At 34.5% G+C, this 12,907-nt stretch carries 13 protein-coding genes; 9 read left to right on the top strand and 4 right to left on the bottom strand.

All coding sequences use genetic code 11. The features are described from left to right. Positions 1-166: 166 nt before the first annotated feature. On the bottom strand, positions 167-892 hold the full coding sequence (locus ACXX8U_RS04460; RefSeq protein WP_458564790.1) for a bacteriorhodopsin-like: 726 nt from the start codon (positions 890-892) through the stop codon (positions 167-169). Between the two features lie 112 nt (positions 893-1,004). Between ACXX8U_RS04460 and ACXX8U_RS04455 the strand changes: the two genes are divergently transcribed. Continuing rightward, on the top strand, positions 1,005-1,910 hold the full coding sequence (locus tag ACXX8U_RS04455; protein ID WP_210788525.1) for a Brp/Blh family beta-carotene 15,15'-dioxygenase: 906 nt from the start codon (positions 1,005-1,007) through the stop codon (positions 1,908-1,910). A gap of 83 nt (positions 1,911-1,993) precedes the next feature. On the opposite strand, the gene dnaK is transcribed toward ACXX8U_RS04455, so the two are convergent. Then, the gene (gene dnaK, locus ACXX8U_RS04450; protein ID WP_458564789.1) at positions 1,994-3,880 is read right to left on the bottom strand and encodes a molecular chaperone DnaK; all 1,887 of its coding nucleotides are present in this window, start codon (positions 3,878-3,880) and stop codon (positions 1,994-1,996) included. A gap of 383 nt (positions 3,881-4,263) precedes the next feature. Between dnaK and ACXX8U_RS04445 the strand changes: the two genes are divergently transcribed. The 3 genes from ACXX8U_RS04445 to ACXX8U_RS04435 all read left to right on the top strand — a co-directional run bounded on the left by ACXX8U_RS04445 (position 4,264) and on the right by ACXX8U_RS04435 (position 5,753). Further along, positions 4,264-4,650 (top strand): hypothetical protein, encoded by a 387-nt coding sequence (locus tag ACXX8U_RS04445; RefSeq protein WP_458564788.1) that lies wholly within the window; start codon positions 4,264-4,266, stop codon positions 4,648-4,650. A 14-nt stretch (positions 4,651-4,664) separates the two neighbouring features. Beyond that, the gene (locus ACXX8U_RS04440; protein ID WP_458564787.1) at positions 4,665-5,132 is read left to right on the top strand and encodes a PEGA domain-containing protein; all 468 of its coding nucleotides are present in this window, start codon (positions 4,665-4,667) and stop codon (positions 5,130-5,132) included. 105 nt (positions 5,133-5,237) lie between these two features. Beyond that, the gene (locus tag ACXX8U_RS04435; protein ID WP_458564786.1) at positions 5,238-5,753 is read left to right on the top strand and encodes a GNAT family N-acetyltransferase; all 516 of its coding nucleotides are present in this window, start codon (positions 5,238-5,240) and stop codon (positions 5,751-5,753) included. Positions 5,754-5,853: 100 nt separating this feature from the next. On the opposite strand, the gene ACXX8U_RS04430 is transcribed toward ACXX8U_RS04435, so the two are convergent. Further along, complete coding sequence (locus tag ACXX8U_RS04430) at positions 5,854-6,399, bottom strand: DUF4494 domain-containing protein (RefSeq protein WP_458564785.1); 546 nt, start codon at positions 6,397-6,399, stop codon at positions 5,854-5,856. Positions 6,400-6,700: 301 nt separating this feature from the next. Here ACXX8U_RS04430 and ACXX8U_RS04425 point away from each other — a divergent pair, with 301 nt between their 5' ends. From ACXX8U_RS04425 to ACXX8U_RS04410, 4 genes are all read left to right on the top strand, one after another. Beyond that, a complete protein-coding gene (locus ACXX8U_RS04425) occupies positions 6,701-7,327 on the top strand; it encodes a TetR/AcrR family transcriptional regulator (RefSeq protein ID WP_458564784.1) in 627 nt (208 codons plus the stop codon). Next, entirely contained in the window at positions 7,317-8,639 is a 1,323-nt protein-coding gene (locus tag ACXX8U_RS04420) for a TolC family protein (protein WP_458564783.1), read from the top strand. Before ACXX8U_RS04425 ends, ACXX8U_RS04420 begins: the two co-directional genes overlap by 11 nt. Before the next feature lie 10 nt (positions 8,640-8,649). Beyond that, the gene (locus ACXX8U_RS04415) at positions 8,650-9,729 is read left to right on the top strand and encodes an HlyD family secretion protein (RefSeq protein WP_458564782.1); all 1,080 of its coding nucleotides are present in this window, start codon (positions 8,650-8,652) and stop codon (positions 9,727-9,729) included. Positions 9,730-9,792: 63 nt separating this feature from the next. Beyond that, entirely contained in the window at positions 9,793-11,376 is a 1,584-nt protein-coding gene (locus ACXX8U_RS04410) for a DHA2 family efflux MFS transporter permease subunit (RefSeq protein WP_458564781.1), read from the top strand. A gap of 30 nt (positions 11,377-11,406) precedes the next feature. Here ACXX8U_RS04410 and yaaA read toward each other — a convergent pair whose 3' ends face one another. Next, positions 11,407-12,165 carry a peroxide stress protein YaaA gene (gene yaaA / locus ACXX8U_RS04405; RefSeq protein WP_458564780.1) on the bottom strand — a complete coding sequence of 253 codons (759 nt, stop codon included), beginning with the start codon at positions 12,163-12,165 and terminating at the stop codon, positions 11,407-11,409. Between the two features lie 153 nt (positions 12,166-12,318). On the opposite strand from yaaA, the gene ACXX8U_RS04400 reads away from it, so the two are divergent. Beyond that, on the top strand, positions 12,319-12,837 hold the full coding sequence (locus tag ACXX8U_RS04400) for a GNAT family N-acetyltransferase (protein ID WP_458564779.1): 519 nt from the start codon (positions 12,319-12,321) through the stop codon (positions 12,835-12,837). Positions 12,838-12,907 lie beyond the last annotated feature (70 nt).

Below are 12,907 nucleotides of genomic sequence, written 5' to 3'. Positions count from 1 at the left end.
GTTGTTAACAGTACAACACATTTGTACAGAAGGTTATAACTAATCGAAAAATAGTATTAGTTAGCAGAAATCAGAGATAGCGTTTCGACTATTCTACTTTCAATATATAAAAAAACCGAGCTATTTCTAGCCCGGTTCATGACTACATTATAATAAAAAAAGAAAATTAATCTTTAGAGGACTTCACAGCAAGACTGTAGATTACTAAACCAAAGCCAATCTTGTTGATTGCATCTGCAATGTTGTACGCTACATCAATATTCCCTGATGGAATTAGACCATTGTACCAGCCTGTTGTTCCCATCATGTATCCTAAAGGATAAATTGCCCAACCTACTAACACGAACCAACATAAAATTTTGTGTGCTTTTTGCACTTCGCCACCGGCTGCTGCTGCTAATTTAGAAGCTTCACCTAACCAAATTTCATACACAATTAAGAAGTACGCCGCTCCTGAAATACCACCCCAAAGTGCAGCACTTTCTGGTGCAACAACCTCACCAAAATAACCTGTTACAAGCATGATTACTGAATAAACAATCATTTTCCATAATAATGACTGCTTAGCTCCTGCTACTTTTAAAATTAAATAGAACTCTAAACACATTAACGGCACGGTCAATACCCAGTCTACATAACGAAAGAATGTAGGCGACTCACCAAACGAAGCCCAATAATCTCTCATGTAAAAATAGTGCACAGCTGCAATAAAAGTAATTAAACCAGAAACCAATACTGATGTACGCCATTTTTTATCAAATTGACTTAATGACAAAAAGAAAAATGCTGATGCAGCCATCATGGCCATACAACCTACAAAAAAGGTAAACCCAACATAATCGGTTGGAGATAATTTACCCACTAATCCTGAAATAAACATAAAATTTGTCATAAAATAATAGTTTTTAAATGGTTTTGTTTATCCAAATATAAAAAATGTTAAACACAAAAAATAATTTTTGTTTAAATATTTTTGCGTAATTTTAAACAAAAATTATTTTTTTATGCGCAAATATTCGAATATCGCAATGGTAGCAAGCTTTTTTGGACTATGGCTAGATTCCTATCTATCAGATTCAAAACAAATTTATTTAGGTTTTTTCTTAATTTTTACTTTTGGAATCTTACATGGAGCGAATGATTTGATGTTGATTAAAACGATTAAAAATGATGAACAAAAAAAATCTTGGCTAAAAGTACTATCGTATTACGTAGTCGTGGTGCTTTCCGGAATTGCACTTTTTTATTTAATACCACAATTTGCACTTCTATTATTCATACTCGTAAGTGCGTACCATTTTGGAGAGCAAGAATGGCAACAAACCCTATTGCAACACGGTAAATGGTTTACTTTTACTTTTCAAAGTATTTATGGTCTACTCATTTTATCGTTGTTATTTATTTTCCACAAACAACAAGTGCAAGAAATCATTTTAAACATTTGCCAATTTCAAGTACCAACCGCATACTTTAGTGTATTATTCGGAATTGTATTGGGACTCTTTTTAAGCTTGTGCTCTGTAGTTTATTTGCAAAACAAAAATCAGATCCAAAATATACTACAAGAATGTTTTTACATCCTTTTGTATGCTATCATTTTTAGATCATCAAGTTTGATATGGGGTTTTGCTATTTACTTTGTTATTTGGCACAGCATACCATCAATAATGGATCAAATTCGTTTTTTGGATGGAACATATACCACTACAAATTTTATCAATTATTGTAAAAATGCAGCTTTGTATTGGTTTATTTCTATAATGGGTATCGTATTTATCTATTACTTTTTTTCAGGGCAAGAGCAGCTTTTTAATGCATTGTTTTTCTCTTTTTTAGCAGCTATTACATTTCCACATGCGGCAGTTATCAGTACCATGTTTCATCACTCAGCAGTAGTTCCTAAAAAATAAGACAAAAAAAACCGTTTACCAGTGGCAAACGGTTTCTAAATCAACAGTTAAGACAGACGAAAGTCTATCTGTACTGGAAATTATTATTTAACTTCTTCGAATTCTACGTCTTCAACATTGTCTCCTTGAGTAGCTTCACCTTGTGGTTGAGCTCCAGCTTGACCTTGTTCTCCTTGAGCATACATCGCTTCAGTTGCTTTTTTCCAAGCAGCGTTGATGTTGTCAAGAGCAGTTTGAATTGCAGGAATATCTTGAGATTGGTGTGCCATTCTCAATTCAGTTAATGCATACTCAACAGCAACTTTATTGTCATCAGAAAGTTTATCTCCAAGCTCTTTCAATTGCGTCTCAGTTTGGAAGATCATTCCGTCTGCCTCGTTCAATTTCTCAGCTCTTTCTCTTAACAATTTGTCTGACTCAGCGTTAGCTTCAGCATCTTGTTTCATTCTTTCGATTTCTTCAGATGTTAATCCAGAAGAAGCTTCGATACGAATATCGTGAGATTTACCAGTTCCTTTGTCAGTAGCAGATACTTTGATGATACCGTTTGCATCAATATCAAAAGTTACCTCGATTTGAGGAACTCCTCTTGGTGCTGGTGGGATACCATCTAAGTTGAAACGACCAATAGTTTTGTTATCAGCAGCCATTGCTCTTGCACCTTGTAATACGTGCAATTCAACAGTTGGTTGAGAATCTGCAGCAGTAGAGAATACTTGAGATTTTTTAGTTGGGATTGTAGTGTTAGCTTCAATCAAAGTAGTCATTACACCACCCATAGTTTCGATACCTAAAGATAAAGGCGTAACGTCAAGTAACAATACATCTTTTACATCTCCAGAAAGAACTCCACCTTGAATAGCTGCTCCAATTGCAACAACCTCATCAGGGTTTACTCCTTTAGATGCTTTTTTACCGAAGAATTTTTCAACTTCGTCAGCAATTCTTGGCATACGAGTAGAACCACCTACAAGGATAACTTCGTCAATGTCAGAAACTGATAAACCAGCATCTTTCAAAGCTCTAGCAACTGGAGCCATAGAACGTTTTACTAAAGAATCTGATAATTGCTCAAATTTAGCTCTTGATAATTTTTTAACTAAGTGTTTTGGTCCTGAAGCTGTAGCTGTAACGTATGGCAAGTTGATTTCAGTCTCAGCAGATGAAGACAACTCAATTTTAGCTTTCTCAGCAGCTTCTTTAATTCTTTGTAAAGACATTGGGTCTAAACGTAAGTCAATACCTTCTTCAGCGTTGAATTCGTCAGCTAACCAGTCAATAATCACTTGGTCAAAATCGTCTCCTCCTAAGTGAGTATCACCGTTTGTAGACAATACTTCGAAAACTCCGTCACCTAATTCAAGAACAGAGATATCAAATGTACCTCCACCTAAATCGTAAACAGCAATTTTTTGATCAGTACCTTTTTTATCTAATCCGTAAGCTAATGCAGCAGCAGTTGGCTCGTTGATGATACGCATTACTTTAAGACCTGCAATTTCTCCAGCTTCTTTAGTAGCTTGACGTTGCGCATCGTTAAAATATGCTGGTACAGTAATAACCGCTTCAGTTACAGTTTGACCTAAGTAGTCTTCAGCAGTTTTTTTCATTTTTTGAAGAGTCATTGCTGACAATTCTTGTGCAGTATACAAACGACCGTCAATATCAACACGTGGTGTATTGTTATCTCCTTTTACGATGCTGTAAGGAACTCTTTTTGCTTCAGTAGAAACTTCACCAAAACCTTGTCCCATAAAACGTTTGATAGAAGCAATAGTCTTAGTTGGATTAGTTACTGCTTGTCTCTTTGCAGGATCACCTACTTTAATTTCTCCACCTTCTACAAAAGCGATGATAGATGGTGTTGTTCTTTTTCCTTCTGCGTTAGGGATAACAACTGCTTCGTTACCTTCCATTACAGAAACACAAGAGTTGGTCGTACCTAAATCAATTCCGATTATTTTACCCATTTTTAATATATTTAATTTTATTGTATATTCAGTTACATTACTTGCTGACCGTAAGTCAATCTTTATGCCAATACAAAACAGCTCTGTAAATTGTCAGTTTGTGTTAAAAATGACATAAAATAATATGACAAGATGACATTTGTAAGTGCCAAGTTGAAAGCGACAATCTTCAAAAAAGAGTTTAGACTGCAAGCATGGCGGATCACGAACCGTTAATTGCTTAACAAACGAACCCATTACTATAAGCAATACAGATATGCCTTTGGAAAGCAAAATTTAGCAAGACAAAAAAGTATAAAAAAGACTCAATACCTTTTTAATAAATTTTATTTTTCATGTACGACAAATCACCTATATTTACGGAAAAATTGAAACGAAACGTTATGCGAAAATTAATTCTTAGTGCTATTACTCTAGCATTAGTTAGTTGTGGAGCAAGTATTAAATCTAATTTCACCACCCAACTAGCGCCAATTTCTATGGACCAGAAAGTAGCAATACTTGATTTAAAAAACGAAGTCCCTTCAGGAGCACAAAAAATAGGGACAGCTTCATACGGTGACACCGGTTTTTCTACTGATTGTGATTTTAATACCAATTTAATTAATGCTCGTAAAATTGCACGACAAAACGGAGCTAATGTAATTAAGGTCACTGAAAAAAAAGAACCTAATTTTTTTGGTTCGTCATGCTACCGAATAAAAGTTGATTTTTATTCTTACCAAGGCGATGTGACTCAACTAGACCAATATCAAATTCAAATAAACTAATCATAATTTATAAAATGAAAAAATCATTTATTTCTGCCTCTTTAGCTTTTGTTCTTTTATGCTCCAGCTGTGCAACTATTGTTTCAGGTTCAAAACAAAATGTAAAATTCGAGAGTAACCCAAGCCAAGCTACTATTTTAATTGATGAAGTTGAAGTGGGAAAAACACCATTCGAGATGAAACTTTCTCGTAAAAGCGAACACGAAGTTTTAATCAAATTAGACGGTTACAAAAACTATCAAACTACCTTAACTAAAAAATTCAATGCTTGGTATTTAGGAAATATTTTGATTGGAGGGCTTGTAGGTTTAATTATTGATCCAGTTACTGGAGCAATTTACAACCTAACACCAAAACAAGTAAATGCCGAAATGACAAAAGGAACTGCATTTAATTACAAAAAAGGAGACGTTTATGTTGCCGTAGCTTTAGAGGTTGATCCTAACTGGAACAAAGTAGGTCAATTGAGTAGCGCACAATAAACCCCTATGTCCTAAAAGAATTATAATGCTTGATTGCGAATTTTGTTACTCAAACAAAATTCGCAATCTTTGTTTTAGGATAAATCTTAATCAAAACTTAGAAGCATGACTTCAACCAATTATCAATTTAAAAAAGCTACAACAGCTGATCATGCATCTATCTGGGAAATTTTAGCCGATGCAATCGAGCGAAGAAAAAAAGACGGAAGTGCGCAATGGCAAGACGGTTACCCCAACCCTACCGTTATTGAAAACGATATTAATCAAGGTTTTGGATTTGTACTTCTAGAAAATAATAAAATAGTAGGATATTGCGCTTTGATTCTAAATTACGAACCTGCTTATGAAGCCATTGAAGGCAAATGGCTCTCGAATCAAGATTTTGTAGTCATTCATCGTGTAGCAATTGCGCAGGAACAACTCGGAAAAGGCTTGGCAAAGAAAATAATGACTGAAATAGAAAACTTTGCTTTGCAACAAAATATTTTCAGCATCAAAGCCGATACAAACTTTGATAACTTTCCCATGCTACATTTGTTTGAAAAATTAGGATATAGTTATTGTGGCGAAGTTTATTTTAGAGGAAGCGCTAGAAAGGCATTTGAAAAAGTATTAAAGTAAAACCTCTCATTATAATATGAAGCTTAAAAAAAATGCAATCAAAAATTGTACATTTTGACAATTTTTGATTGCATTTCACCTTTATTATTATCTTCTAAATTTACTCAACTTCTTCAGATACAAATTCCATGTGATCAATCACTTCAGCTTCAACTTCAGGCTTTGATGCTTTTATTGCATTGAATTTTTCAATTTTTTCTAAATCTTCTTCTTCTCCACTGAAATAAGGAAAAACATCTAGTATTGGTGATTCGGCAATAGCTGGAATCGTATAATCGCCCATAGTACCTTTCATTACGGTAACCGTATTATCGTACGCTTCTTTTACATCATTGGCTTGAACCAAAAGATACATATTGGTTTTACGCTCTTTTCCGCTTTCTTCATCGTAAGCAAGTAACGAAACTTTAGATCTAAACCAACGATCAGCATTTTCAAAAGGATGAATTTCGGCGTAATTAGCGACCTTAATTGTTGTTATTTTAAATTCTTCACTAATATAAGCTGACATTTCCTCGTTTATTCTGCTCTCTGCTTCCGTATACGATAAAGCATCAACTAAATAAGGTTCATTTGCCATTTTTTGAACACCCGTTTCATCTGTTTTTCTATATTTTACTTTGCATTCGTACCAAATTGTGCTCATCTTTCTATCTGTTTTTTTTTAAGGAGACCAAAGATAAATCTTCGAATTATTAAAAACGCAAAACCAAAAAATAGATATTCACAATTTGAAACAACGAGCTGGAACCAAATAAACAAACACCAATAAAATTCTTGAATTCAACTATTTATGATCTACATCATTTTTACAATTCAAAATTCATTTTCCTGCTCGAACAAACTTTTTTCTTGCTAAAATAGCGTTAAATGCATGTTAAAAAAAATTAAACAAGTGTTTAAATTAAACAAGTGTTTAAATTTGTATGAGAGAAAAAAAATAGCAAGTGACCACTAGCTTCAACGATAAGCAAATTCAAATTATACAAGTTGCCGAAACCCTTTTTGCTGAAAAAGGTTTTGATGGCACTTCAATACGCGCTATTGCCAAATTAGCACAAATAAATGTTGCTATGGTGTCGTATTATTTTGGTTCAAAGGAGCGCTTACTTGAAGCACTTTTAATCTACCGAACTTCCGACCTAAAGAGACAACTCGAAAATTTATTACAAGAAGATTTACAGCCTTTAGAAAAAATCAATAAATTAATCGAACTATACATTAGTAGAATTAGTTCTAATAAAGGGATTTATCGCATTTTACACTTTGAATTTTCATCAAAAAAAAGAGAGCAAAACCTCGAAGTTTTTACCGAATTGCGCAAAGGAAACTTAAAGGCGCTGGAATCTATCATTCAAGAAGGCCAACAAAAAGGAATTTTCAGAAAAGATGTGATTATACCTTTAATTACACCAACCATTTTAGGCACTTTTTTTCATTTCCATATGAATAAATCTTTCTTCCAAAACTTGCTGCAATTGCATACCGAAGATTTGTACAATAATTACATCAAGACGAATTTGACCCAGCACATTCAACAAACAATAAAAGCACTTCTTATCTATGAAAGTTAATCAAATCATGCTCTATGGAATGTTCTTTATTGGACTATACTCTGTTAAGGCACAAGAAAAAACAAGTTTAAGCTTAAGTGAAGCCATAAACAAAGCTTGGGACAAAAGCAACGAAGTATCACTTGCCAATACAAAGGTACAGTCTAAAAAACTTGAATTACAAGCCGCTAAAAACAATCAATACCCCGACTTAAAAGCTTCTGGCCAATACCAGCGATTGACTAATGCTTCAGTAAATTTTAAATTAAACCAAGGCAATAATAGTCCAGCACCTGCCGTGAACCAATTAATGGTGGGGCAAATAACGACTGCTATACCAGTTTTTTCTGGCTTTAAAATTCAAAACGGAATTAAAGCACAAGACCAATTGTACCAAGCAGAAATGGCTACATCATTGCAAACAAAAGAAGATGTTGCATTGCGTGTTATCGAATATTACGCTAGCCTATACAAAGCACAAAAAACAATTGAACTTTTAAAGGAAAATCAAAAAAGTGCCAAGCAGCGTGTAAAAGATTTTATTGAATTGGAAAAAAATGAAATCATCCCTCGCAATGATTTATTGAAAGCCAAGTTACAGGTTTCTAAAATTCAGTTGTCATTAGACGAAGCTTCTAATAACTTAAAAACGATCAATTTTTACCTAACCACACTATTAAAATTAAGTCCGGACACGCAACTTGAAATTCGAGAAGGCGATTTTGCTGATTTTCAAATGAACAATGTCCCTGACAATGACCTTCCAGCACTCGAAAATCGTAAGGACTTACAATCTATTCGACTAAAGAGCAAAGCTAGCGAAACAAATATCAAAATTGCCAAAAGTGCCTACTACCCTACTTTAGCAATAGTTGGTGGTTACACGGCATTAGACCTAAGCAATGTAATTACGGTTCAAAATGCCATGAATATTGGCATAGGAATATCATACGATTTGAGTGCACTAATTAAAAATGCGACCATGGTAAAACTAGCCGAAAGCAGATTATCCGAGGTTCAAAATAATGAAGCGCTACTTGTAGATTACATCAAAGTTCAAGTTCATAAAGCTATCGAAGATTATGAACTTGCAATAAAGCAAAGTTTAGTTTACAATGAAGCTCAAGAGCAAGCCAGCGAAAACTACCGCATTGTCAAGGACAAATACGACAACGGCTTATCAGACACTAACGATTTGTTAGAAGCTGATGTCGAGCAACTCAATGCAACCATCAACAAAGCTTTGGCTCGAGCCAATACCATCCAAAAATATTACGAGTTACTAGCAGTAACAGGACAGTTATCACAATCATTCACATTAGCTCAAAAATAATTATACTACCATGGAAAAGAAAAAAACAAACAAAAAATTCATCATTATCCTTGTAGCTCTGGTAGTTTTGGGTGGGACGTATGGTACATACAAATACATGCATTCACAAGCTCATGAGGAAACTGATGATGCTCAAATTGAAAAAAATATGAACCCAATTATTCCAAGGGTTTCCGGATACGTTGATAAAGTGTACATCAAAGACAATGATTTTGTAAAAAAAGGCGACACCTTGTTTACCATTGACAAAAGAGATTACTTACTTAAAATTGACGAAGCTACCGCCGCATTAATTGGCGCCGAAGGGAATCTTGAAGTCTCAAAAGCTGACATTGGTAGTGCCTTGGCTAGCATCTCGGTTTCTGATGCCAATGTACTTTCAGCTGGAGGTAATATTGAGTCGGCTAAAATTCGTTTAGACCGAGTAACAAGTGATTTTAATCGCTATGAAAATCTATATAAAAGTCACTCGATTACCAAGCAACAATTCGAACAAGCGCTTGCTGCCAAATTAGAAGCTGAAAATCAAATAAAAATTCTGAAACAGCAAGAACGAGCTACTGCTTTTCAGAAATCTGTCATCATTGCTAAATCTAAGGTTTCGAATAAGCAAACCGAAGTAGCAGCCGCTAACATTAAAAAAGCACAAGCACAATTGGATGCAGCAAAATTGAACTTAACCTACACGGTAGTAACTGCTGCAATTGACGGGCAAGTATCTAAAATTGACATTCAACCGGGACAATTAGTGCAACCGGGACAGTCTTTATTTTACATCATCAACAATAAGGAAGCTTGGGTAATTGCTAATTTTAAAGAAACGCAATTGAACAAAATGGTTAAAGGTCAAAAGGTAACCGTAAAAGTAGATGCCTATCCTGGCTATTTATTTCAAGGTACCATCACCTCATTTTCACCTGCAACAGGATCTCGCTTTTCATTACTTCCGCCAGATAACGCCACAGGAAATTTTGTAAAAACCATTCAACGTTTGCCAGTAAAAATTAGTTTAGACCCTTCAAACGATCCTGAAAAAATAAAATTGCTTCGACCAGGAATGAATGTGGATGTAGACGTACATTTGAAATAAAAGCAAACTTATCAGTAAAAATACTTTCAATTAAAGCAATCTGGATTTCCAATTATAGACAAAATGGTGCAAACAGGAGAAGACGACTTAGTAGAATACGGCTTTAGAAGGGTAATTATTACCATTACAGCTGTACTGTGTGCAATGCTTGAAATTGTAGACACTACAATTGTAAATGTAGCACTAAACAACATGCGTGGAAGTTTAGGCGCCTCTTTAACTGATGTGGCTTGGGTCATAACAGCCTATGCCATTGCTAACGTTATCGTAATCCCGATGACAAGTTGGTTGTCACAACAATTTGGACGTCGCAACTATTTTGCTGTTTCTATTGTCATTTTTACAGCTGCTTCATTCCTTTGCGGAAATGCAACGAATATTTGGGAACTTGTAACTTTTCGTTTCATCCAAGGGTTAGGTGGTGGAGCATTGCTGGTTACAGCACAAACTATAATTACTGAAAGTTATCCGGTTGCTAAACGAGGTATGGCGCAAGCCATCTATGGTATGGGCGTAATTGTAGGACCTACTCTAGGACCACCCTTGGGAGGTTATATTGTAGATCATTTTTCATGGCCCTACATTTTTTACATCAATATTCCAATCGGAATTGTAGCTACTTTACTCACCTTATCATTTGTAAAAAGTCCAAAATACGGTACAAAACTAAAAGCCAGCCAAGTAGATTGGTGGGGAATTGTTTTGTTATCAGCTTTTATTGGTTCGTTGCAATACGTTTTGGAACACGGACAGCAGGACGATTGGTTTAATAACTTAACCATTGTAATATTAACTGTTATTACTGTTTTTGGTTTCATTTTATTTATTTGGAGAGAGCTTACTTATGAGCATCCAATAGTAAACCTGCGTGTTTTAAAAGACACCAATTTACGAGTTGGAACAATTATGTGTTTTATACTCGGTTTTGGGTTGTACGGTTCTACTTTTATTATTCCAATTTACACTCAATCGGTTTTAGGTTGGAGTGCATTAGACGCTGGTTTGTTGCTTATTCCTAGTTCGATAACTACCGGAATCATGATGCCTTTTATTGGTAAAATGATTCAGCGCGGAATTCCGCAAGCCTACATGGTTGCTGCTGGTTTTTTTCTGTTTTTCTTGTTTACTTTTTGGATGCAGCAAGTGATAACTCCTGACAGTTCCGAAGCGCACTTGTACTGGCCTTTGATTTTGAGAGGAGTTGGATTAGGATTACTTTTTGTACCAATTACGACTTTATCATTATCTACTTTAAAAGGAAAAAGTATTGGCGAGGGAGCAGCTTTTACAGGAATGATGCGCCAGTTAGGTGGGTCGTTTGGAATTGCAATTATCACGACTTTCTTGGCACGTTTTAATCAAGAACACCGTGTCAACTTGGTATCACACCTAAATAAATCATCGTTTGAAGTACAGCAAACAGTAAAAGAATTACAAATAGGATTCATGTCAAAAGGTTTCTCTGCCAATGAATCGCTAGCAAAAGCTTACAAAGCATTAGAATTCAAAGTAATGCTACAAAGCAGTGTACTCTCTTACATGGATGTTTTTTTATATTTAGGTGGACTATTTTTACTTTGCATCCCTTTTATTCTGTTGATTAAAAAAGGAAAAAACAAAATAAATCCTGCTGATGCAATGCACTAGCAGGATCTCCATTTTTATTTGCTTTTTAAATTATCTAGTAAAAATAAGATTATTCCCCTTTGACAAGTTGGCATCAAATTGATAGCCGTCATAGTTGAATCCTTTTAAATCTTCTAAAGTTTCGGCATTAGTATCAATGATGTAGCGCACCATTATACCTCTGGCTTTTTTGGCAAAAAAACTAATAATTTTTAGCTTCCCATTTTTGTAGTCTTTAAACTCAGGTGTAATTACCGGAACTTTTAGCGCTTTTACATCTACTGCCGAAAAATATTCTGTGCTTGCCAAATTAACAAAAAGTTCGTCATCAGCTAACTCATTATTTAAGGCTTTGGTAATAATGGGTTTCCAAAACTCATATAAGTTTTTATTATCGCCAACCGCCATTTTCGTTCCCATTTCTAAACGATAAGCCTGTATCAAATCTAAAGGTTTTAGTAAACCATACAAACCCGACAAAATGCGTAAACGATCTTGTAATAAATCAATTTTTTCTGGCGCAAGTTCATAAGCATTCAATCCCGAATAAACATCACCATCAAAAGTATAAACCGCAGGGCGTGCATTTTCAGTATTAAAGGGAGTTTTCCATTGTTGGTTGCGCTGCCAATTCAAATCTGCTAATTTTTCAGAAATACTCATCAAACTTGATAAACCCGTTGGATTAATTTGTTTTAAAACTTGCTGCACTTTTTTTGATTCTTTCAAGAATAAAGCTTCAGAAAATTGAGTTGTTGGCAAAGCTTTTTCGAATTCTAATGATTTGGCTGGAGAAATGACAATTTTCATATGCTAGTAAGTACTACTTTTTTATAATTTGACTCAAAAGTAATGATTGCAAAATAAAATCCAAGGCTTAATATATCGATTTGTCGAATACCGTTATAGAAATTGAAAATTACCATTTCTTTACCTTATTTTTGAAAATCAAACATCACATTTATGGATTCGCTTATCATTGAAACTGCTACACTAGCTCATCTCGAACAATTACAAAAATTGAGTATTATTACTTTTACCGAAACTTTTGCAAAAGTAAATACAGCCGAAAACTTGCAAAAATACTTGGATAAAAGTTTTAATAAAGAGCAACTCACTGCAGAAATCAACGATGAAAATTCAAAATTTTTTATTGCTTTTTCAAATGAAATTCCAGTAGGCTACGCCAAAATAAATATAAACACAGCACAAACAGAGCAACATAATTTAGCCGCCATGGAATTGCATCGAATTTATGTGCTACAAGAATTTCATGGTAAAAAAGTAGCTCAAAAATTATTTGAAAAAATATTACAAATTGCACGAGAAAAAGAAGTTCCACAATTGTGGTTAGGTGTTTGGGAAGAAAATAAGCGAGCCTTACAATTTTATAAAAACAATGGTTTTACAATTTTCGATCAACATGATTTTTGGATGGGAGATGACAAACAAACTGATTTACTTTTACAGCGTACACCCTAAAAAAATTAAAAATCAATATTATTACACCTACTTCCAATAGCAACAAAACACATATTTACGCTATTTTTGT

Source organism: Flavobacterium sp. GNP001 (assembly GCF_054343775.1).
The sequence above is the reverse complement of the archived record's forward strand: the minus strand, read 5'-3'. Positions and strand labels throughout refer to the sequence as shown.

Coding starts and splice junctions, on each gene's coding strand:
- ACXX8U_RS04460 (WP_458564790.1), bottom strand. CDS start 892: ATGACAAATTTTATGTTTATTTCAGGATTAGTGGGTAAATTATCTCCA.
- ACXX8U_RS04455 (WP_210788525.1), top strand. CDS start 1,005: ATGCGCAAATATTCGAATATCGCAATGGTAGCAAGCTTTTTTGGACTA.
- dnaK (WP_458564789.1), bottom strand. CDS start 3,880: ATGGGTAAAATAATCGGAATTGATTTAGGTACGACCAACTCTTGTGTT.
- ACXX8U_RS04445 (WP_458564788.1), top strand. CDS start 4,264: ATGCGAAAATTAATTCTTAGTGCTATTACTCTAGCATTAGTTAGTTGT.
- ACXX8U_RS04440 (WP_458564787.1), top strand. CDS start 4,665: ATGAAAAAATCATTTATTTCTGCCTCTTTAGCTTTTGTTCTTTTATGC.
- ACXX8U_RS04435 (WP_458564786.1), top strand. CDS start 5,238: ATGACTTCAACCAATTATCAATTTAAAAAAGCTACAACAGCTGATCAT.
- ACXX8U_RS04430 (WP_458564785.1), bottom strand. CDS start 6,399: ATGAGCACAATTTGGTACGAATGCAAAGTAAAATATAGAAAAACAGAT.
- ACXX8U_RS04420 (WP_458564783.1), top strand. CDS start 7,317: ATGAAAGTTAATCAAATCATGCTCTATGGAATGTTCTTTATTGGACTA.
- ACXX8U_RS04415 (WP_458564782.1), top strand. CDS start 8,650: ATGGAAAAGAAAAAAACAAACAAAAAATTCATCATTATCCTTGTAGCT.
- ACXX8U_RS04410 (WP_458564781.1), top strand. CDS start 9,793: ATGGTGCAAACAGGAGAAGACGACTTAGTAGAATACGGCTTTAGAAGG.
- yaaA (WP_458564780.1), bottom strand. CDS start 12,165: ATGAAAATTGTCATTTCTCCAGCCAAATCATTAGAATTCGAAAAAGCT.
- ACXX8U_RS04400 (WP_458564779.1), top strand. CDS start 12,319: ATGGATTCGCTTATCATTGAAACTGCTACACTAGCTCATCTCGAACAA.